This is a genomic window from Streptococcus sp. 10F2, assembly GCF_054331515.2.
This window is the reverse complement of sequence record NZ_JBTGGE020000032.1, coordinates 1-21,513: the sequence shown is the minus strand read 5'-3', so window position 1 is coordinate 21,513 and position 21,513 is coordinate 1. Positions and strand designations below refer to the sequence as shown.

The following is a 21,513-nucleotide window of genomic DNA, read 5'->3' as shown; positions in this document are numbered from 1 at the left end:
TTTTTCTGGATTTAGCAACACGCTTTTTACGTTCTAAGTGACCGAGTTCTCGCTCTTGCTTTTCCCAACTGTATAAAGTATTGATGCTAATATTAAATAAAGCTGCTGTTTCTTTACGTGTATGTTCCTCTTTAACATATTCAAGGACCCGTTTTCTAAAATCAATTCCGTATGCCATAAAAACAGTATATCATATACAGTTTATAATCTAAAAGAGTATACCAAAAGGAACCAAAGAAACGACCTCAAAAGAGGTCGCCTTTATTGAAAATTGGATAAACAACTATCCTAAAAAATGCTTAGAATACAAGTCACCGAAGGAATTTCTTATCGGTGGCTAACTTCAACTTGAAATTTAGCATTCGGAACAATTACATTAAAATATACGTCTTCATTGTCAGTTATTAATTGCATATGGGTAGCTATTGGTACCTCGTTACATTCTACATAGATCAATTGTACCGAATATCGGAATCTCGCAAATTGAACTTCATCTTCCGATAGCAACTTTTGTAGTTTTTGTTCATAATAAAATTGATTATAGACTTCATCTGCTCGCTTATTTATCGGTTCATTAGACCATTTCGATTGAGTAAAATACATCATTCTTTTCTCAGACTGGTTAAAAGAAACTTTATAAAAATACCTATCAACCAGCCAAGCAAATAAAATATAACCTTTCCTCCAGTTTAATTTACTAGAATAGCCAATTGGGATAAAATCACGATAGCGAGAGCTCCTTCTTTCTTCCAATGATTAATGCTGTTCTACAGTAACCTCAATATCTCCTCCAATCGGCTTCTCGAATTGTACAGTATTAGATGATAATCCAATAAACATTGACTTATCGAGGTCGAGGGTTGTCCCTGAACTTAGATTAAAAAAAAGCTTACCTTCCTTTAAACCATAACTACCACGACCATTATATTTGAAAGTTTGTTAGTTAGAAATCTTCAAATTTTCTGCAATAATATTTAAAAACTTAGTTCTTCGACAGGCTCAAAGCCTTTAAAACTCTTTTTTCTTCGATAATTTCTCTATCAGAACTCATCATATGTTATTAAATACCAAACTTTATTCTGTTATATTCAAATATATATCACCAGTTGAAAAACTTTATTTAAACAGGTCAGAATGCGAACCAATTCTCTGTAAAGATAGAACTAATACATCTTCAATAATTTCGTAAATTAATAACCAATCTGGTTCAATATGACACTCTCTAGTTCCACTATAATTCCCAGACAAAGAATGATCCCGATATTTTTCTTCCAGTGTTTCGCCATTGGCTAACTGCTCAACAATTTGAAATAACTTATCTAAATCTTTTCCCTGACGTTTTGCAAGTTTTATATCTTTTTTAAAGCGACTGGTAAATCGAATCTCATATTTCATCATATTTCTAACGCTGTTTTTAAATCCTGAATTGAGTGATACCCTTGTACAGATGAATCTTCCGCAATTCGTCTCCCTTCCTCGATAGCAAGTCTAGTTTTATAATTGGGATTGTCTAATTTTAATTCAAATGGAATTCCGTTTTCCCGAATACTAGCACGTAAGAAAAGATTTATAGCCGCAGTCATCGTTAACCCTAACTCTCCAAATACTTGATCTGCTTTTTCTTTAATCTCTTTATCTGCTCGAATATTTAAATTTGTTGTTGCCATACTACCACTCTCCTTTATTTATAATTCTATACAAAAATTCGGTTGTTGTCAATACATTAAACGAATAATGCATATTTCACCATCAAAAAACCTGGGAGCTTTTCCCAGGTCGATCTATCTTTAATCTTGATAAAGCTGGCGGACTACCTCAATATCCCTAGCTTGAATGGAGTAAAAGGAGCCTGCCGGTTGCATGACGGATTCTTCGTCCGTATGATCCAATCCGATAGCATGACCTAATTCATGGGCAGCTGTATTGACTACCCGCTCATAGCTGTAGCCATAATAGGGATTGGAGAGATAATGAGCATTGAGTCCTACCTTGGCCTTGTTTAGACGATTGGTTAAAACATTGGTTTGGGATTCGGTTTCTCCCGCTGCTGAAACCTGGGAATCACTGTAAACACCAGCTTCGATTTGCGCCAGACTGGCATCGTCAGTTTCAATAAACTGGAATACCCCTGTTTGATTCCACTGACGCATGGCGTCACGATAGGCAGATACCATCGTACTATCTTCTGTAGAAATATAGACCAAGGCCTGATTCTGATCCCAACGATGACGCTCATCTGAATTAGAATTGGTCAAATCTGTAGGAATTTGAGTTGGATTGCTCAAAAAACGTTGGGGAAGCTCTGTCAAATAACTAGATACAGGTAATTGCCCACCTGTAACCCATTGTCCCACAAAAAGAAGGAGGAGCGCCAGACTAATAGTCCACACAACTAGCTTCACCAAAGAAAAAATCAAGTGGAAAATAGTAGAGATAACTCTCAAAATAAAACGAATAAGAAACAAATTTCCACCTCCTTAGGCTCTCTAGTATAAAGGAGGAGGCTAAAAAATAGCTTAACTCAAGCGCTCTTCTTCTTGGTAATCAATGGGTAACCACTTCAGCACTTCTTGGATTTGCTGATCCCAATAATACCATTCGTGTTTTCCAGGACTAGAGCTATAGGTTAGATCAAACTCCGCATGTTCGAGTATTTGTTTAGCTCGTTGATTAGCAGGAAAAAGAAAATCCTGTTCCCCACACCAGATAAAGAGGTTGGTTTTTCTATCAGCTTCTTCTAACCAGTTCACGAGATGAGCAGGGTGATTCCTATCAAAAACCTGCTGACCAAACACTCCTTGCCAGTAAGTCCTCCCCCGGAAATCATCTACGAGCGACTCCACATCTTGAAAGTCCAGTGCCCCTGACAGACTAGCGGCATAAGAAAATCGGTTGGTCTGCAAAGCCAGCTTCATAGCCCCATAGCCCCCCATAGACAAACCGGCTACAAAAGTCTTCTCCCGTTTACGGCTCATCTTCGGAAGGAGGTTGGCAAGGACTTGTGGTAATTCAAGTGCAATGGCGTCAAAATAATTATAGCCATAGGGTGTGTTGGTGTACCAACCATCATGGGTATCTGGGAAGACTACGATGACATTCGTATTTCTGACATAACGCTCAATGCTCGTTCGACGCATCCAAGTATCTGCATTTCCACTCATACCATGCAAAAGATACAGGACTGGAATGTCCTCTATCTCGGCATTGCATAAAGCAGCGTCTGGGTAAAGCAGATTAATCGTCACACTCATAGACAATACTTCAGATCTATATTGAAAATTCAATAGTGCCACGTAAGCTCTCCTATTTCACTTCCATCACAACTGGCAAGACCGCTGGACGGCGCTTGCTTTGTTCAAAGAGATACTTGGAGAGGTTATCCCGTACCGCTCCTTTTAATTCAGCCCAATCAAAATTTGGTTGGCTAAGATATTCTTCAACCGTTTGGTTAACCAAATCAGCGGATTCCCGTAGAATATCCCGACTTTTCTTAACATAGACAAAACCACGGGTATGTACTTTAGCCTTGGCTACAATCTTCTTCTGTTTACGATTGACCGTAATAGCGACAATAAAAATTCCATCTTCCGATAAAACCTTACGATCTCGAAGAACCACATTTCCGACATCTCCTATGGCGTTTCCGTCAATCAAGACGTCTGCGGCTGGGACAGATCCTGCAAAGACAAAACCTTGACCGTCCCATTCCATTTGATCTCCCTTTTTCATAAGGAAAATAGTGTCGGATGACATCCCCAATTCCATGGCTGCTTTGGCATGGGCAACCAAATCGCGGTACTCCCCTTGAACAGGGAAGAGGTAACGAGGTTTCAAGAGGCTAAGCATGAGTTGTAGGTCTCGAGAGTTAGCATGACCAGACACGCGTAAGTTTTGGGTAATCAAACGAACAACCCCACCTGCCTGGTAAATCATATTTTCAACACGGGCTACAACTGCTTCCTTGGCTACAGACGGAGTGGTAACAATATAGACCAAATCTCCATCTGTAATTTCGACATACCGGTGACGACCCTGAGCCATTTTTTGAAGACCATTGATTGGTTCACCCATACGTCCAGTTTCCAGAATAATCAATTCTTCTGGAGCATATTGTCCCATATCCTTCGGCTTGATCAAAACATCGTCATCTTCCAAGGTCAATTTTTTCAAGCGAATCGCTGTTCGGACAATATTTTCAATGTCAAAACCAGTCAAGACAACCTTGCGATCGGTTGCAACAGCGGCATCAAAAACTTGCTGGATCCGAGAAAGATTACTAGCAACCGCTGCGACAATAATCCGCCCTTCCCAATCCGCAATAGTCTGGGAAATCTCTTCCCCAACCTCACTGTAACTTGCCACTTGCATACTAGAGTCCGCATTAGCGGAATCACTTAAAAGGGCCAAGACCCCTTCTTTACCAATTTCTGCTAACCGACTAAAATCCGTCGCATAAGCTGGACTTGCCGCTTGGTCAAATTTAAAGTCTCCTGTATACACAATCTGACCTTGATCTGTCTTCAAAACAATTCCCAGACTCTCAGGAATAGAATGAGTAGTCCGGAAGAAAGACACCGTTGCTTGACCAAAATCAATCTCGGTGTCCTCATCAATAACATGGTAATCATTGAATTTCTTAACACGATCATTGCGCTTCACAAAAAGCTTCGCCAACTCAATGGTCAGCTCAGAACCAAAAACAGGTACCTGAACTTCCGCTAGAAGGTAGGGAAGGGCACCAATCGCATCTGCATGGCCATGAGTTAGAAAGACCCCAGCAATACGATCACGATTATCAATCAAATAATCTAAATTAGGAATCACCACATCCACCCCAAGCTGCTCGTTTTCTGGGTATTTAAGACCGGCATCCAAAATGAAGATTGCTTCATCAATTTCTGCCCAATAAAAGTTTTTTCCATTCTCACGAACTCCGCCAAGAGCCGTAATCTTAATGTCTGACATACATCCTCCTTTGAATAAATTTTTCATAAATTGTAGTTATTTCACCCTGTGATGAACCTCCCCATTATACTACATTTTGCCTTTTTTTTCTATTCCCTTCCCACGCTCATTCCAGAAATACATAGGATTTAGACAGACCATCCACCTCAAGACTCTTCTTTTTGGTACAATGGAAACAGATTAAAAAGAAAGGTTGGAGTCTATGATTCTATCTGTTATCTCACAAGGCTTATTGTGGGCCGTTTTAGGAATGGGCCTCTACCTCACATTTCGGATTCTCAAATTTCCAGATATGACAACGGAAGGGAGCTTTCCACTAGGAGGAGCGGTAGCTGTTAGTCTGATTACTGCGGGGATAAATCCTTTATGGGCCACTTTAGCTGCCGCTGGAGCTGGGGCTTTGGCTGGTTTTGTCACAGGTATGCTCTATACCAAGGGACGGATTCCGATTATTTTGGCAGGAATTTTGGTCATGACCTCCTGTCATTCCATCATGCTCATGGTCATGGGACGGTCCAATTTAGGCCTGCTCAATCAATCCCTACTTCAGTCCTGGCTTCCTTTTACGGATCGAATCAACAATGTGATACTAGGACTCTTGATTTTTAGCCTACTGCTAGCTGCCATCATTTATTTTCTCAATACCCGCCTGGGGCAAGCTTTTATTGCTACAGGGGACAATCCTGACATGGCCCAGAGCTTTGGTATCGAGACTCCGCGAATGGAGGTTATGGGGCTAATTCTGTCCAATGCTATGATTGGTCTAGCTGGAGCTTTGGTTGCCCAACAAGAAGGTTATGCTGATATTTCTCGTGGAATCGGGATTATCGTGATTGGTCTAGCTAGTATTATTATTGGGGAGGTACTCTTCAAGAATGTTACCCTACCGGAGCGCCTCATTTCGATTGGACTTGGAGCTGTTATTTACCAAATCCTTATTTGGGTGGTCCTATCTCTTGGATTTAACACGAACTATCTTCGCCTCTACAATGCCCTTATTTTGGCTTTCTGCCTCATTGTACCCCAACTTCGGAAATCCATTTTGAAAGGAGTTCGACTGAACGCATGAAAAAAATCATTGAACTACAGGATGCTACCAAGATCATTCAAAATGGGCTGGAGGAAAAACGGGTTATCCTAGACCATGTCTCACTCAGCATCTATGATGGAGATTTCATCACAGTCCTAGGCGGAAATGGAGCTGGTAAATCAACCCTTTTCAATGTCATTGCAGGTACTCTTCCCCTAACCAGTGGGCGTATCCTCATCCACGATACAGATGTCACCAGTTGGTCACCGGCAAAAAGAGCCCGTTTTATTGCGCGTGTTTTCCAAGATCCAAAAATGGGAACAGCTCCTCGAATGACACTGGCAGAAAATATGTTACTTGCCTATTATCGTGGTGAGAAACGAGACCTCACCCCTCGTCAGTTAAAGGAAAAAATTGATTATTTCAAAGATCTCTTGAAAAAAATCCCAAATGGTTTGGACCAACACCTCGATACCGAGGTCCAAAGTTTATCTGGTGGTCAACGTCAAGCCCTTAGCCTCCTAATGGCCACCTTGAAAAAGCCAGACCTTCTACTGCTAGATGAGCATACGGCAGCTCTGGATCCTAAGACCAGTAAAGACTTGATGAAGTTGACTCAGCAGTTTGTTGAGGAAATGAAATTAACCAGTCTGATGATTACCCATAGTATGGAAGATGCTCTCCACTATGGTAATCGCCTGCTTATTTTAAAAAATGGACAAATTATCCAAGATTTAACACAGGAAGAAAAGGCTCAACTAAGCCTTCAAGATTACTATCAATTCTTTGATTAGGAAAACCACCCCTAAAATTATTGTAGATTTTCAGAAAATATAGTATACTGAATATAGCTTATTGAAAAGTAACACTCTGATGAACAAGTGTCGCTTTCAATAATAGCTAACCTGATATTTCCTGTTATCCCACCTCTCTACCTGTGTCTATTTATAACTTACTTCCCTAAAAAGAAGGACACCGGTCAGAAATCATCTAAATTTCCCAATGCTATTAACCTTGGATAACAGGTAGATCTCAGAAAACTCGACCCGTCGTACCATGACAGGTCGTTTTTTTTGTGTAAAAAAGAGGCTGGGTTAAATACCAGCCTCTAACGTGAAAATTCTTTGATACCGTGGTTGATCAAGTCAAACAGCAGGACAATCTTGGATTGTGCAACATTGAATCTACAAAGCGAACGACATTCGCTCACATTTCCCACTCTCTTTGATAAAAGCTCTATTCTTCTGTCTGACTCGTTACCACCAACTGAGCATTCTTTTTGATATCCTCTGGAATACGAATTCCAAGATCATTAGCTACCTGCGTATTAAGAACGGGTTTTCCTTGAGAGAAAAATTCAACAGGAATAGCACCTGGTTGTTCTCCCTTGAGAACACGAGCGGTCATTTTTCCAGTAGCTCGCCCAAGTTCAAATTGATCGACCACAACAGAAGCTAGTCCACCAGCTTCAACCATAGCCCCAGCGCTTGGATAGAGAGGCAATTTGGCTGACTGATTTGCTGCGACAACCGTTGAAAAGGCTGAGGCGATGGTGTTGTCAATTGGAACCCAGATGGCATCAACCTTGTCCGTTAAAACTCCGACTGCTTGATTGAGTTCATTGGTAGAAGGAACGGCCTGCTCAACTACTTCTAAACCTGCTTTTTCAGCAGCTTCCTTAAACTCCGCAATTTGTGACTTGGAATTATCTTCTCCACTGGAATAAAGGGCTCCTATTTTTTTTACAGTAGGGGTTAAAGTCTGAATCAAAGCAACCTGCTGAGCTGCTGGATTTTGATCCGAGACTCCCGTTATCAAGCCGCCTGGATGTTCTGGATCCTCCACCAAATTCGCCCCAACAGGGTCTGAGACAGCACCCATGATCACAGGCAAATCCTTACTGGCATTAGCCAAAGACTGGACAGCTGGGGTCGCAATCCCCAATAAGACCTGATTCCCCCCTTCAATCAATTGTTGACTCATTAAGGTCAGCTTACTCTGATCAGCTTGGCCATTGAGAAATTGGATGTCCAACTTCTCTTTCCCATATCCCTCTTCTTCCAACCCTGCTTGAATTCCTTTGTAAATCTCGTCCAAGGACGGGTGGCTAACAAACTGAAGAACCCCTAATTTTGCCTTGGTAGCCTGACTCTGGCTTGTCAAGGAGAACCAACCTAGTTCTTGACTCACTCCAACTCCGAGGAGTACAAAAAAGGCCAACAAAGTCATCAATAAGGCTTTATTTTTCATAGATTCCCCTTTCTTACCACATGAAAATATATTCGCAACATTTCAACTAAAGCATGAACTTCAACAGTCCGATAAACTTCAGCATTTCAAATGAATTGCCTTACAATTACTCCCAGTTTATGCAAGATAGGCGGAAAAGTCAAGTCAGAGTTTTTTCTATTAGCGCTTTTTTTGCTATAATCTAAAGACTAGTATCAAGGAGGTTCCCATGTCTTTTGACGGTTTTTTTCTCCACCATATGAGACAAGAATTAGCGTCTCAACTAATCGGCGGACGTATTCAAAAAATTAATCAACCCTTTGCACAAGAACTCTTGCTCCAAATTCGGTCCCAGGGTAAGAACCAACGACTACTAATTTCAGTCCATCCAACACTCAACCGAATCCAACTCACCCAGCAAGTTTTTGAAAACCCAAGCAATCCTTCTACCTTTATCATGGTACTCCGTAAATACCTGCAGGGAGCCATTATTCAAGATATCGAACAAGTTGAAAACGACCGGGTTCTCCGAATCACGACTCAAAACAAAGATGAAATCGGGGACAGCCAATCGGCCGTCTTGCAGGTTGAACTGATGGGGAAACACAGCAATATTTTATTAATTGACCAAACTCAGCATAAAATCTTAGAAGCCATCAAACATGTAGGTTTTGGTCAGAACTCTTATCGGACCATCCTACCAGGAGTACAAGCTATTCAACCCCCAGCAGATGAACGGGCCAATCCCTTTACCATTGAGGAAGAAAAACTGTTCGCCTTTTTACAAACAACAAACCTCAAAGCCAAGACCCTCCAAGGTTACTTTCAAGGATTAGGCCGAGATACCGCCCAAGCTCTGGAAACTCACTTAGAGAAGCATGCTTCCAGCCGCCTCAATGCTTTCCATCAATTTTTCCAAGCTCCCAGTCAAGGTCATTTGACAGCTAAATCTTTCTCTCCAATTCCTTTTCCAGACTCTTTAGACCAGACCTATCCCTCCTTATCTGAAACTCTGGATTTCTTTTTTGCCGAAAAAGCAGAAAGAGATCGGGTCCAACAGCAGGCGGGAGAGCTCATTCGTCGAGTCGATTCGGAATTGAAAAAAACAGTAGATAAACTGGAGAAGTTAGAAAAGGAGCTAGCGGACACCGACAAGGCAGAATCCTATCGCCAAAAAGGGGAGCTCTTGACGACCTATCTCAACCAAGTTCCCAACGATCAAGACAAAGTGATTTTACACAACTACTATACAGATGAACCCATCACCATTGCCTTGGACAAGGCGCTAACTCCTAATCAAAATGCCCAACGCTACTTCAAACGCTACCAAAAATTTAAGGAGGCCATCCGCCACCTCAACCAGCAAATTGAAGAGAGTCAGGAATGGGCTCATTACCTAGAAGGAGTTCAGTTTTTACTTGGCGAAGCAAGACTTGAAGATATCCCCGAACTTCGAGAAGAGCTGGTAACCGCTGGTCTCTTCAAACGTAGCCGGCAAGATAAACGAGCACGCCGGCAAAAACCAGAAGCTTACTTAGCCAGCGATCAAGAAACCCTGATTTTGGTCGGTCGTAACAACCTTCAAAATGATGAACTAACCTTTAAATTAGCTAAGAAAGACCAACTCTGGTTCCACGCCAAGGATATCCCTGGTAGCCATGTTGTCATCACCAATAATCCCGATCCTTCTGACGCCATTAAAACAGATGCTGCTGAACTAGCAGCCTACTATTCCAAGGCTCGTCACTCCAATCTGATCCAAGTAGATATGCTACCGGTCAAGAAACTCCACAAACCCAAAGGGGGGTGCCCAGGCTTTGTCACCTATACTGGCCAAAACACCCTTCGAGTCACTCCTGACCCCGACAAAATCGAAGCTATGCGCCAAGCTGCACAAAAACAATCAAACTGAAAAAGGGCCGAGTAAACATACTCGACCCTTTTTGTCTTGCAAGCCATTTACGAAATCCGGCTTTGTAAGCACCTTGCTCTGGTTTGATTTAATTACTGATTCCAATGGAGGATAACAGATTCTCTACCTCCAAATGACGAATCGTCTCAATCATTAGGAAGAGGTTATCAGGTGAAAAGACTTTTTGACCATGATCCCCATGCTTCGTTTCCTCAAAGGCCAAGATAGGTTTTCCAGCCGCCGCCATATCAGCGACAACACTTCCAACCTCCATGTAGCCATTAATATCTAAGTAGAAATCAGATTCTCGAACAATTTCTTCGTACAAAAGACTATCTTGACTGACACCCGGTACCAAGGTAATATTCGGATAGACCAATAGACTCATCAAGGAATCTGACACCTCAGTTGGTGCTGCCACTACAAAACCAATATTCGGTAGTTCTCTAGCTAAGGTCTCCAAATGAAGTAATTCATCAGAGTAGGTATAGACCCAACCGACATAGTCATAATTAGAAAGGGATTGGACTTGTGCCTCCAACAAGAATGGGCTAGTTAAGATAACCTCATCCCACGTGAGATTGGCATAGTACCACCATACATTTTGATAAGGAACTCGACGAAGTTCAGACCACGGCTTGAAGGGAGTATCAAAATGAATAACAATCGGATAGACCGGCCCTTTTTCCAGTTCAGTCTCTTCGAGGTTCTCAACTCCTTTGCGCTTTCTCCCCTTCATCAATAAAGACACATCCATTTTATTAGATATGTTTTCCTCCGATAAGGAGTTTTTTAAATTAACAGATTTTGGAACATGGTGACTAATCACTTTAACCCGACCATCTGTCCCTGTTTCAAGGTCATTCTGATTCTGGACACTGGAAATCGATAGAATATTCCCCAAATCTTTCTGGAAAACGGGACCTAAATCTCCAGTCACAACCATATCTGGTGATAGAAGCAAGACACTTTCTTCCTCTACATGATAATCTAAAGTATAGCGGAAAGGACTCATATCTGTGTCCGCTAACTCCTCTGGCAAGCGAACAGAGGTCAAGTCTACAGATAGACCCGCCAGTCGTTTTCGAATCTTACCAAACCATTGTTTGGCAATTCCATTATGAGCGATATAAAAATGAAGATTTTGATTATGGAGAATAACTGATTTCAGCAGGGTCTCCAATTCTTGAATCTGGTTGACCTTCGCAACCACTATTAAGGCTTTGTTCATCACGACTCCTTGTTAGAATACATTATTTCGATTATAGCATACTTTCAAGGACCAAGCTAGGAACCTGAATATATTTTAATCATCTAAACTATCCAAAAATTCCTGCATAGCCAAATCATCAGGAACTAGAGCTAGATAGGATTGGGCAACTTCAACAGCTTCCTCCCGATACCCCATTTGGCGTAATTGATAAGCATACTCTTCCAAAAATTCTGGATTGTCTCTCAAGTCCCCCCTTAGACTTTGGTAAAGTTCAAAAGCCTCCTCATCCTTTTCCAAGGATTGAAAGGCCTTGGCGACATTCCACTTAGTCAGTACAGAATCGACATCCTTAGGAATCTGATCCACCAATTCCTGGAAATTCTCCTCTTCAAGGTAAAGATTACTGAGGCGCAGATAGACCTCTTCCAAATCCTCCGCAATTTCCAGAGCTTTTAACAGGTAGGTCTTAGCCCCTTGCATATCGTGGACTTCATAAGCCAGCTGAGAGGCTAATAACATCAGGCTCTCATCAAAAGGATTCTTCTTCAAACCAGCCTCCGTCACGCGCAAAGCTTGTTCCAACTGATGTTCCTCTCTAAGAGCTCTTGCGTAACCTAATTCAAAACCTAGCATATCTGGCGATAAGGCCTCTAATTGACGGAAATAATCCAAGGCACGCTGCGTCCGTCCTGTCTCCAACAAAAGAAGAGCCAATTCATGGACACTCTTATCATCATATTCCAATTCAATAGCTTTTTCTAAAAACTCAATAGCCGCTTCCATCTTCCCAAGACTGGCATAGCTAAGGGCAATCCGCTGATAGGTTGAAATTCCCGTTAAGGCATAGATTTCTCGATTGTCCAAACTGGCATAAGACTGAATCGCAGCTTGGTAATTCCCCAACTCAAACTCTAATTCCGCAATCCCGAACACGATAATCGGGTCTGTGCTAAGAGATTGGGCCTCCATCAACTTTTCACGCGCTACATCGGATAGGCCTTCAGCTTGGTAGAGATCGGCTTTCACTAAGAGACTGGCTAAATACCAGTCACTGGTTTCTGGAATTTCTTCCAAATAAGCAAAAGCTTCCTCGGTCTGACCTTCCTGACTAGCCATTTGTGCCAGACTCAAATAGGCTTCCGGATAGGCTTCTTTAACTTGCTCATAAAGAAGTTGAGCTTGATCATAAAATCCCATCTCCTCTAGATACAGCGCCATTTCAAACTGTTCCTCCTCTGAGGACTCCTGCAAAAGTTGATGAAAGGCAGCTTGCGCTGCCTCTAAATCCTGATGTTCTAAAGCCTCTAGGAGAATGTGACTAGGATTCATTGTTTTCCTCCTCATACAGTCCTGATACCTCTTGATACCAAGTGAAAAATGCTTCAACAATAACCTTGAGAGACGCGTAAACCGGCACTCCCAAGAAGACACCCCAAACTCCAAACATACTTCCAGATGTCAGAAGGACAAAAAGAATGGTCAAAGGATGGATATTAAGCTGACTCCCCAAAATCAAGGGAGAAACAAAGCGACCTTCGATGGTCTGCTCGATAATAAAAACTAGAATAACCTTAATCAACATGGTAGGACCTGCAATCAAACCCAAAATCAAGGCTGGAATCATTGCTAAAAAACTTCCCAAATACGGAATCAAATTTAAGAACCCTGCAGTAACCCCTAGTGTTACCGCATAGTTGAGACCAATCAATTTAAAAAAGATAATAAACATAATGGCCACAATAAAAGCAACCGTAATTTGACCTTGGACATAATTGCCCAGTTGCTTATTAACATCCGCCATAATTCGGCTAAAAGTTGGGCGGAATCTTGTCGGCATAAACGCGCTTAAATACGGATTCAATTCCTTACCATCCCGTAGTAGATAAAAAACAATGAACGGCATAATCAAAATCGCCACAAAGAACTGAGACACACTTGACAAGAAATTACTAGCCCAATCAACAGCCCGTGGTGAGTACTGACTGACAAACTCCGTCAAACGATTAGAAATCTCATTATTAAGCTCCATAAACTGTGGTCTAGCAGCTTCAAACATAGGCTGAGAAATCAATTGATTCACCACGACTTCTGCTTGATCCAAATACGCTGGAAAATTATGGACAAAAGCCACAAACTGATTCCGTAGATTGGGAATCAAAACAGCAACGCCCCATACTAGCAAGGCTGAAATCAAAACAAAGACCAAAACGATGGCCCAAAGTCGAGGAATTTTACGAGATTCCAAGAAATCAACCAAAGGATTCAGTAAATAAAAAATCAAGCCAGACATGATCAGTGGCAAGGCCAAAACCTGAAGAAAATCCAGGATTGGTATAAACAAAAAACTAATTTTGGTTAAGAGGTAAATATTCAAAAAGAGTAATAAAGAGACTAAAAAGACGGTAATGGCTTTATTATCTAAAAACCACTTAAAAAACCAGGAAAGGTTAAAACCTCGCTCTTTTTCCTGCATACTTAGCTCCTTTTTCAAGATTTCCCTTCATTTTAACATTTTTTTACAAAAATAACTCGAGCTAGCCTATGATATAATGAAGATAAAACAAATTTGTTTATTCATCCGATCCTCAAATTCAAGCAATCAAGTAAAGGAGAAGCAAATGTTTGATATCCTCTATTTTGGAACCTATACTAAACGTGAATCTCAAGGGATTTATCAGGCCAAGCTGGACCTTGAGACTGGTAAGCTTTCAGACTTGAAACTCCTTGCGCGAGAAACCAGCCCCACCTATCTGGCCTTTAGCCCACAAGATAGACTCTATAGCGTTGCAGCCCAAGACGGACGGGGAGGCATTGGGGCTTACACCGTAGAAGGGCAGCTGTTGAATCACGTCTTAGAAGATGGTGCCTCCCTGTGCTATGTAGCCTACGATAAAGGACGGCAACTCGTCTACGGTTCCAATTATCATAAAGGGCAAGTGACCTCCTATCACATTCGGAAAGATGGACAATTAGACCTTGCCGATGTTGTTACTAAAGAAGGGTCCGGTCCTCATCCGAACCAGGCCTCCTCCCATGTCCACTATTCAGATTTAACACCTGATAACTACCTGGTCACCTGTGATTTAGGTGCAGATCGTGTCAGCACCTATGCTGTTTCAGATACAGGTCATTTATCCCTTGTAGGGCAATACAAATCCCAAGCAGGAGCGGGCCCTCGTCACCTAGTTTTCCATCCCTACTTCAAGATGGCCTACCTAGCGTGTGAACTCAATTCAACAGTTGAGACCTTAGTCTATGACGGAGTCGGGGATTTCGACTATTTGAATAGCCAATCTACCCTACCAGCAGATTTCCAAGGAGACAATGCCGTAGGAGCTATCCGTATGAGCCAAGACGGAAACTTTGTTTATGTCTCCAATCGTGGTCACAATTCGATTACCGTTTTCAAAGTTCTAGCAGATGGTAATTTAGAGCAGATTCAAATTATCTCTAGCCATGGAGATTTCCCTAGAGATTTTAATTTCTCTAGCGACCAACAATTCTTGATTGTCGTTCACCAAGAATCAGATAATGCTAGTGTCTTTCAACGAGATGTACAAACAGGACTCCTAGAACTACTATCCCAAGATTTCTATGTTCCCGAAGCTGTATTTATTTCTTCCAACCCTTATGAATAGCCTTTCATAACAGATTGTGCTATCCTAGTACTAGTAAAACAAAAGGAGATACCCATGAACCCAACTGAACTTTTTAACAAGGTTAAAGAATTAATCGAAAGTAAAGATATCGAAGCTGCAAAACGCTTCATCGACGAACACAAAGATGATCTTGGCTCTTACCTTGACCAAGCTAAAGCCTTGGTTTCAGGATCAGAAGGTTTAAGTGGTGCAGTCGACAAGTTGAAAAAGCTATTCTAACACACTATGCACCAGCCCTTGCTGGTGCTTTTTTACTAAGGAGAAGCGTATGCTACATTTTGATTTATTTGTAATTGGTTTTGGAAAAGCCGGAAAAACCTTAGCTGCCAAAATGGCTAGCCAAGGCAAAAAAGTCGGATTAGCTGAACAAGATCCAGCTATGTATGGAGGCACTTGTATCAATATCGGCTGTATCCCAACCAAGACTCTAATCCGTGCTGCTGAAGAAAATCAATCTTTTAGCCAAGTCATGGCCGAAAAAAATGCCGTAACTGGCCGGCTCAACAAGAAAAATTATGCCATGTTAGAAGGAGCAGGCGTAACCCTCTTTGATGCTCAAGCTCGGTTTCAATCCAACAAAGTACTAACATTAACCGCAGGAGATGATCAGCAAGAAGTCACTGCTGAGATTATCATTATCAATACTGGTGCCATCTCCAACCAACTCCCTATTCCAGGCCTCTTAGAGAGCGAACATGTCTATGATTCTACTGGTATTCAAGGCTTGGCTGAGTTACCGCAAAGACTAGGAGTACTTGGTGCTGGACCTATTGGCCTAGAATTTGCCAGTCTCTACAATCGCCTTGGAAGCCAGGTCACTATCTTAGATGCTGCTGAGACTTTCCTACCACGTAGTGAAGAAAGCTTGGCTCAGATGGCTAAAGGATATCTGGAGGAAGATGGAATCCAGATTCATTTAGGAGTACAGACCCAAGCCATTACAAATACCTCTGATGGTAAAGTCAGCTTAGATACAAATGCAGGTACCTTTGAGTTTGATGCTCTCCTCTATGCAACTGGTCGAAAACCCAATACCCAAAATCTTGGATTGGAAAACACAGATATTCAATTAACTGATCGAGGAGCCATCCAAGTTGACGCTCATTGCCAAACAACAGTTCCACAAGTTTTCGCAGTTGGAGACGTTAATGGCGGCCCACAATTTACCTACATTTCCCTAGATGACTTCCGCATTGTATACAACTATCTGGAAGGGGACGGTAGCTATACCTTGGATAACCGCAAACATATCCCAAATGCCATCTTCATGCAACCGACCTTGGCTCAAGTTGGTCTGACCGAAGCCCAAGCCCAAGCTGCAAACCTCCCTTATAAAGCGAAAGAAATGCCTGTAGCTGGTATGCCTCGTGGCCATGTTGACGGTGATCTTCGTGGAGCGTTCAAAGCTATTGTTAATACTGAAACAAAAGAAATTCTTGGAGCTAGTATCCTATCCCACAATGCTCAAGAAATAATCAACTTGATTACAATGGCTATGGATAACCACATCCCTTACACTTACCTAGCCCAACAAATCTTCACGCATCCAACATTAGCTGAAAACTTAAATGATTTGTTTAATCTTTAATTTCTTAAATAAAACCTAAAAAACTAGGGACTCTGAAACAGAGTCCCTAGTTTTTTCATTACTCTTCTTTTTCTTCCAAAGATACTTCTGGAGGAATCACTTCTGTATACCGTTCTAAAAACTGTAATCCCTCCTGGTCCATCTGAGCATCCGTCATAATCGCTGTTAAATCTTTTAGGTGATAAAAAGAGGCAAAATCATCTTTTCCAATCTTCGACGAATCCAATAAAAGATATTTCTCAACCGCATGGTCGATGGCTAGCCGCTGCGTATAGGCTTCTGCCAAGGTTGACGTCATCACGGTACTCCCTTTCAATCCATTTGCAGAAACAAATGCCTTACTAAAGTGCATCTCCTGTAAACTGGTATTCGTAATTTCCCCAACAAATGACTCTGTCACTTGACGATACTCCCCACCCAAGAGAAAAACATGAAAATCTTCGGTCTTTTTTTGAAACAAGATTCTAAAGATAGGCATGCAGTTTGTAATGACTGTCAGACGGGTATTCCGAATCTCCTCTGCCAAAAACGCAACCGTTGTTCCCGGACCAAGGAAAATCGTCTCTCCTTCCTCTATCAGAGAAGCAGCACGACGAGCAATCTCCTTCTTTTGCTCCCTATGTTGAATATCTTTTTCAGAGTGAGAATATTCACGGTATTGAAAAGCCTTATTACTCCTTGCACCACCATGAATTTTGGTTAAAATTCCTTGCTCCTCTAATTCTGCTAGATCACGACGAACAGTCATATCTGTCACATTTAATAAGGTTACAATTTCCGAAATACGAATTGTCCCCCGTTGATGGACCAAACGCGTAATTTCAGCTAACCTCTCCTGTTTGTTCATAAAGTCCTCCCTATTTTCTATCATTGTACCATATATTCTGGAGGAAACTAACAGAGCCATTCTAGCAACTTCGCAACAAGAAATTACCTATTTTTCCTCGAATACTTATTCCTCAGAATGGAATAGAAAAATAGGAACTGAGCCCTTAATCATGATACTCTCCACGATCCCATTTTTCTAAAAATTCTTGGAAAAATCCGGGATTAAGCTGGTCTTCATTCAAGTGTTCAACTGCCTGGATTTTCTCAATCAAATGTTTCTGCTCTGCAGTTCCCTCAAACTCTGCTTGGAGAAAAGCATCAATGATATCACACATCAACAGTTCACCCGTAATTTTACCACCAAATCCGATAACATTCGCATTCAGTTTCCTTTTAGCATATAAGGCAGAACTCATATCTCTAACTAAAGCCGCACGAATTCCTGGTACCTTGTTTACTGCATTCGTAATTCCAACACCTGTCCCACAAATACAGACACCAATTTCAGCTTCACCGCGACTAACCGCTTCTCCTACTCGTTTTCCAAAAATAGGATAGTGGGTACGAACATTATCATAAGTCCCCAAATCAATTACGTCATGTCCTTGACGTTTTAAATGATCAACAACCGCAATTTTTTCATAGGTTACAATGTGATCACAACCAACTGCAATTTTCATGTTTTTCCTCCAAATTTCCGTCTACTATCTTTCATGTACTAACACATTTTATTAAGCATATCCACTCGGATTTGGTGACGTCCCCCATCATAAGAACCGTTTACAAAAGCTTCAACAATATTCTTAGCGAGACCTGGCCCAACAATTTCTGCTCCCATTGTAATCATCTGTGCATTGTTATGACCTCTTGTCATATAAGCTGAACGTTCATCTGAAACAGCCGCAGCAATCATTCCCTTAATCTTAGTGGCCACCATAAAAGAACCTACTCCATAGGCATCAATAACCACTCCTAAGCTCTCCTTATCTTGCTGAAGCTGGTGAGCCACCGCCAAAGTAACATCGATAAAATCCTGCTGATCCTCTGTAACATCTACCACCTCAAGACCTAACTCCCGAAGATAGTCTTTAATGACTTCTTTCAGTTCTTGTCCATGGTGATCTGCTCCAATAATAACTTTCATAGTTTCCCCTTTCATTCATAGTGAGTCAAAAAACGTTTCCATTTCAATGTTCTATCATTTTAGAAATCCCTACTGCTCTTGCTTAGCATATTCTTGATTTCGTAAAATCATTTGTTTTCGATACCAAGCAAAAAGACCTAGATAAAGCACTAGAAAAATTAGTAAATTCAAAACTGCTGCCAGTTGACCTGTTGTAGCATCGCCAATCATATAGCCCAGAATTTTCTCCATTGGTCCTTCCAAGGTGGAATGCGTAATCATCGCATTAACAGGAGCCCCTTTCGGAAAAGCACCAACATTCTTAGCCAATTCCGTTGCAAAAGGAGCAATCATCGTTCCAGATAGCAAGAACAGAGGTAATAACAAACTACCAAACAGAATCATCCGGAGTAGACGACCGCGTGTCACTACTAATAGAGCTGGTGTCATCCCCATGGCAATGATTCCCGCAAGAGGTAAAATTCCATTCCCCACCTTAGCTAGTAAGACAGCTTCTACCAGCATAATCGGGGCTAAAATATTGGCACACGCCCAAACTTCCGCACGACCAGCAATAAATGGCCAATCCAAACCAATATTAAATAGACGTCCGCCCATTTTTTTATTGGCGAAATCAGTGATTCCCTGAGACAATGGTTCCACTGCTGCGATGAACCAGGAACCAATAAGAGAGAATAATTCCAAGCAGGCTCCAGCTGTGAAACCGAGTGCGAACCAACCTTTCATCGATTCCTGTGTCAACCGAGGATCTCCCATAATTCCAATGACAAACCCAAGCATGCAGCCAATCGCAAACTTAGAACCCCAAAAACCAATCTTTTGATTTAATTTAGCTGCATCAAAATCATACTTATCCAAAGCTGGGAAGAAACGATCACAAAGACGATCCAATAATAAAATCAGTGGATTCATCATATAGTTCATATGCGTTGACGTCATCGGGGAAGTCTTTGTTCCCAACAGATCATCAAATGTTGGCTTCATTAAATCGGAATTGATCAACTTCAAAATTCCTACCAATACAACTGCAATTGTTGCAATAAGTAAGGCTACTGGAGTTGGCAAAGCATTTTTTTCCGCATACCACATAATAAGTAGACCTGTAATCGATAAATGCCAAATATCAAACACATCCACATCAAGCGTATTTGTTTTCTTCATAAAAATCATGACAATATTGACAATCAGCATGACTAATAGAAAAAACAAAGTATAAGGGGAACCCCAGGTAATCGTTGCAAGAGGAGCCCATCCTACATCAATAATCGTTAGCGTAATCCCTGTGTGATTCACAAAGGCTTGCAAAGACTCTGAAAAAGCTCCTGTTAAAATACCAATAATCAACCCCGTGCCCGTTAGAGCAATCGCTAATTTGATTCCTCCTTCCAAGGCCTTTCCCCATGGAACACCGAAAGCTTTCGCCAATAAAGTTAGAATGAGAAACATCATAACAGGGGCGCCCATCTCAATAATAGGGTTTAAAGCAGCATTGACCAGTTCAATAAATCCACCCATACTTCTTCTCCTTATTCACAATAAATCTCCTAGCTTAATCCATTCTCTTTAATCACCTGTTCCAATTGCTCAAAGACTGGGGCACTCATCGCTGGAATGCGGTAAAGGATTGCTCCTGCTTCCACGACTGGGATAGATAATTCAAAGCCTAGGTCTGTCTTTGCAATGGGAGCAAAAATATCATATTTTTGAACCATATCCTCTGTAATATCCTTGACCATAACTGCATCGCACATCACTTGATAGCCACGCTGGGATAATTGACTCTCAATAGCCTCTTTAATTTGATGACTAGAGTTCACACCTGCACCGCAAGCCGCTAAAATTTTAATCATAATGAAACACTCCTTTTTCTAATAAATATTGGTTTATCTCTGCGTCACTACTTAATTGCTCTAATCCGGCTAACCCTCCTTCTGTTGTAAAAAAACCAATGAGATTGGCAAGAATTTCTGTCTGTCCGTCCTGACGATTGTTTAAAATGAAGAACATGGATTTCGGATAACAGTCCTCTGCTTTATTAATCATGTGCTGAAATTTTAACGCCGTCTCATTTCGGACATAGATTACTTGATTAACTAGACAAAAGTCCACCTCTGTATGGGGAATTGCTGTATAAATTGTTTCTTGTGAGTCAGGTAAGGTAACCTTTAACCCCGTTGGAAAAGCCTCTTCTCGTTCCTTTAAAGCCTCTAAGTAACCGTTTGTTACATACCCCTTCTTCTGCAACACTTCCGCAACCTGTTCAAATAAATCTTCTCTAGTCGCGACATCTGTATGGATAATTTCATAGGTCATTATCTTTCTCCCCCATAACCATCGATTCATTAAACTCACTTTTCATAAACAGGTTCCTCATTCTTCCCTTCTAATCAAGTCCGGAACCAAGCACCATTCATCAAATTCTCCTAAAATAGGATGACAGCGCTTTCTATTGTTTTGAAAATGATCCTCCATAAAGACAAAAGAATCTCATTCACCTGTTGCAACAATCAACGACTTCCCTCTTTATGTTTAAATTATACAACTAACCGAACATAAATTCAACAATTTATGTTCGGTTTTTGAAACAATATTGTTAGAAACTATATATAGTCATTTAGTTTTTAAATAGTATGTTATTGCATCAGTTATAGAGTCCATTTTACGAAGTAATTCTGTAACTGATTTTTTTAAAATAGCCCAACTTTTTTCAATAGGATTTAATTCTGGAGAATACGGTGGTAGAGGTAAAAAGAAATGACCAGCATAGATAGAAAGGTTATCTAATATTTTTTTAGGGTGAAAACTTGCATTGTCCATAATAATAACATGAGGAGTCTTTAAAGATGGTAGAAGCTCTTGTTTAAACCACTCTACAAAGAAATCGCTAGTCATACTCTCTTTGTAAATCATTGGAGCTATAAAAGTCTGACCAACTTGTCCTGATA

At 41.2% G+C, this 21,513-nt stretch carries 23 protein-coding genes and 1 pseudogene; 7 read left to right on the top strand and 17 right to left on the bottom strand.

From position 1 onward, the window contains the following. Window positions 1–178, bottom strand: a 178-nt coding sequence (locus ACXM1Q_RS06350; RefSeq protein ID WP_458517226.1) for a helix-turn-helix domain-containing protein, incomplete at its 3' end; no start/stop codon positions are given. A gap of 40 nt (window positions 179–218) precedes the next feature. Here ACXM1Q_RS06350 and ACXM1Q_RS06345 point away from each other — a divergent pair. Further along, a pseudogene (locus tag ACXM1Q_RS06345) lies at window positions 219–341 on the top strand (IS30 family transposase); the annotation flags it as partial. 775 nt (window positions 342–1,116) lie between these two features. Here ACXM1Q_RS06345 and ACXM1Q_RS06340 read toward each other — a convergent pair. The 5 genes from ACXM1Q_RS06340 to ACXM1Q_RS06320 all read right to left on the bottom strand — a co-directional run bounded on the left by ACXM1Q_RS06340 (window position 1,117) and on the right by ACXM1Q_RS06320 (window position 4,965). Beyond that, window positions 1,117–1,395, bottom strand: coding sequence for a type II toxin-antitoxin system YafQ family toxin (locus ACXM1Q_RS06340; protein WP_135035570.1), 279 nt, complete (start codon window positions 1,393–1,395; stop codon window positions 1,117–1,119). After that, a complete protein-coding gene (locus ACXM1Q_RS06335) occupies window positions 1,395–1,667 on the bottom strand; it encodes a type II toxin-antitoxin system RelB/DinJ family antitoxin (protein ID WP_458517221.1) in 273 nt (90 codons plus the stop codon). Before ACXM1Q_RS06335 ends, ACXM1Q_RS06340 begins: the two co-directional genes overlap by 1 nt. 120 nt (window positions 1,668–1,787) lie before the next feature. Beyond that, window positions 1,788–2,465: a matrixin family metalloprotease gene (locus tag ACXM1Q_RS06330; protein WP_458517219.1), complete on the bottom strand. Its 678-nt coding sequence runs from the start codon at window positions 2,463–2,465 to the stop codon at window positions 1,788–1,790. Between the two features lie 51 nt (window positions 2,466–2,516). Then, on the bottom strand, window positions 2,517–3,293 hold the full coding sequence (locus tag ACXM1Q_RS06325) for an alpha/beta hydrolase (RefSeq protein WP_458517214.1): 777 nt from the start codon (window positions 3,291–3,293) through the stop codon (window positions 2,517–2,519). Between the two features lie 10 nt (window positions 3,294–3,303). Next, window positions 3,304–4,965, bottom strand: coding sequence for a ribonuclease J (locus ACXM1Q_RS06320; RefSeq protein ID WP_458517212.1), 1,662 nt, complete (start codon window positions 4,963–4,965; stop codon window positions 3,304–3,306). Between the two features lie 202 nt (window positions 4,966–5,167). Here ACXM1Q_RS06320 and ACXM1Q_RS06315 point away from each other — a divergent pair, with 202 nt between their 5' ends. Beyond that, window positions 5,168–6,034, top strand: coding sequence for an ABC transporter permease (locus ACXM1Q_RS06315; RefSeq protein ID WP_458517210.1), 867 nt, complete (start codon window positions 5,168–5,170; stop codon window positions 6,032–6,034). Then, a complete protein-coding gene (locus ACXM1Q_RS06310) occupies window positions 6,031–6,789 on the top strand; it encodes an ABC transporter ATP-binding protein (protein WP_458517208.1) in 759 nt (252 codons plus the stop codon). The genes ACXM1Q_RS06315 and ACXM1Q_RS06310 overlap by 4 nt, the downstream gene beginning before the upstream one ends. 442 nt (window positions 6,790–7,231) lie before the next feature. Here the strand turns inward: ACXM1Q_RS06310 and trpX are convergent, their stop codons facing one another. After that, the gene (trpX, locus tag ACXM1Q_RS06305; RefSeq protein WP_458517206.1) at window positions 7,232–8,245 is read right to left on the bottom strand and encodes a tryptophan ABC transporter substrate-binding protein; all 1,014 of its coding nucleotides are present in this window, start codon (window positions 8,243–8,245) and stop codon (window positions 7,232–7,234) included. Window positions 8,246–8,453: 208 nt separating this feature from the next. On the opposite strand from trpX, the gene ACXM1Q_RS06300 reads away from it, so the two are divergent. After that, entirely contained in the window at window positions 8,454–10,136 is a 1,683-nt protein-coding gene (locus ACXM1Q_RS06300) for an Rqc2 family fibronectin-binding protein (RefSeq protein ID WP_458517204.1), read from the top strand. A gap of 88 nt (window positions 10,137–10,224) precedes the next feature. On the opposite strand, the gene ACXM1Q_RS06295 is transcribed toward ACXM1Q_RS06300, so the two are convergent. From ACXM1Q_RS06295 to ACXM1Q_RS06285, 3 genes are all read right to left on the bottom strand, one after another. Continuing rightward, window positions 10,225–11,367, bottom strand: a complete 1,143-nt coding sequence (locus tag ACXM1Q_RS06295) for a hypothetical protein (protein WP_458517202.1) — start codon at window positions 11,365–11,367, stop codon at window positions 10,225–10,227. Window positions 11,368–11,442: 75 nt separating this feature from the next. Further along, window positions 11,443–12,678 carry a tetratricopeptide repeat protein gene (locus ACXM1Q_RS06290; RefSeq protein WP_458517200.1) on the bottom strand — a complete coding sequence of 412 codons (1,236 nt, stop codon included), beginning with the start codon at window positions 12,676–12,678 and terminating at the stop codon, window positions 11,443–11,445. After that, window positions 12,668–13,822 (bottom strand): AI-2E family transporter, encoded by a 1,155-nt coding sequence (locus ACXM1Q_RS06285; RefSeq protein ID WP_458517198.1) that lies wholly within the window; start codon window positions 13,820–13,822, stop codon window positions 12,668–12,670. The genes ACXM1Q_RS06290 and ACXM1Q_RS06285 overlap by 11 nt, the downstream gene beginning before the upstream one ends. Window positions 13,823–13,967: 145 nt before the next feature. Here ACXM1Q_RS06285 and ACXM1Q_RS06280 point away from each other — a divergent pair, with 145 nt between their 5' ends. Genes ACXM1Q_RS06280 through ACXM1Q_RS06270 form a run of 3 tightly spaced genes read left to right on the top strand, consistent with a single transcriptional unit; the run spans window position 13,968 to window position 16,596 of the window. Next, window positions 13,968–14,987, top strand: coding sequence for a lactonase family protein (locus ACXM1Q_RS06280; protein WP_458517196.1), 1,020 nt, complete (start codon window positions 13,968–13,970; stop codon window positions 14,985–14,987). 54 nt (window positions 14,988–15,041) lie between these two features. Next, window positions 15,042–15,227, top strand: coding sequence for a hypothetical protein (locus tag ACXM1Q_RS06275; protein ID WP_458517194.1), 186 nt, complete (start codon window positions 15,042–15,044; stop codon window positions 15,225–15,227). A 49-nt stretch (window positions 15,228–15,276) separates the two neighbouring features. Next, window positions 15,277–16,596 (top strand): FAD-containing oxidoreductase, encoded by a 1,320-nt coding sequence (locus tag ACXM1Q_RS06270; RefSeq protein ID WP_458517192.1) that lies wholly within the window; start codon window positions 15,277–15,279, stop codon window positions 16,594–16,596. Between the two features lie 58 nt (window positions 16,597–16,654). Here the strand turns inward: ACXM1Q_RS06270 and ACXM1Q_RS06265 are convergent, their stop codons facing one another. The 7 genes from ACXM1Q_RS06265 to ACXM1Q_RS06235 all read right to left on the bottom strand — a co-directional run. After that, a complete protein-coding gene (locus ACXM1Q_RS06265; protein ID WP_135035536.1) occupies window positions 16,655–17,443 on the bottom strand; it encodes a DeoR/GlpR family DNA-binding transcription regulator in 789 nt (262 codons plus the stop codon). Window positions 17,444–17,588: 145 nt separating this feature from the next. Beyond that, window positions 17,589–18,104, bottom strand: a complete 516-nt coding sequence (lacB, locus tag ACXM1Q_RS06260; protein ID WP_458517190.1) for a galactose-6-phosphate isomerase subunit LacB — start codon at window positions 18,102–18,104, stop codon at window positions 17,589–17,591. Window positions 18,105–18,142: 38 nt separating this feature from the next. Next, window positions 18,143–18,568 carry a galactose-6-phosphate isomerase subunit LacA gene (gene lacA / locus ACXM1Q_RS06255; protein ID WP_458517188.1) on the bottom strand — a complete coding sequence of 142 codons (426 nt, stop codon included), beginning with the start codon at window positions 18,566–18,568 and terminating at the stop codon, window positions 18,143–18,145. 69 nt (window positions 18,569–18,637) lie between these two features. Further along, window positions 18,638–20,032: a PTS transporter subunit IIC gene (locus ACXM1Q_RS06250; RefSeq protein WP_458517224.1), complete on the bottom strand. Its 1,395-nt coding sequence runs from the start codon at window positions 20,030–20,032 to the stop codon at window positions 18,638–18,640. 80 nt (window positions 20,033–20,112) lie between these two features. Then, the gene (locus tag ACXM1Q_RS06245; protein ID WP_135035525.1) at window positions 20,113–20,418 is read right to left on the bottom strand and encodes a PTS sugar transporter subunit IIB; all 306 of its coding nucleotides are present in this window, start codon (window positions 20,416–20,418) and stop codon (window positions 20,113–20,115) included. After that, entirely contained in the window at window positions 20,411–20,881 is a 471-nt protein-coding gene (locus ACXM1Q_RS06240; protein WP_458517185.1) for a PTS sugar transporter subunit IIA, read from the bottom strand. Before ACXM1Q_RS06240 ends, ACXM1Q_RS06245 begins: the two co-directional genes overlap by 8 nt. Window positions 20,882–21,178: 297 nt before the next feature. After that, on the bottom strand, window positions 21,179–21,513 hold a 335-nt coding region (locus ACXM1Q_RS06235), incomplete at its 5' end, for a transposase (RefSeq protein ID WP_458517183.1).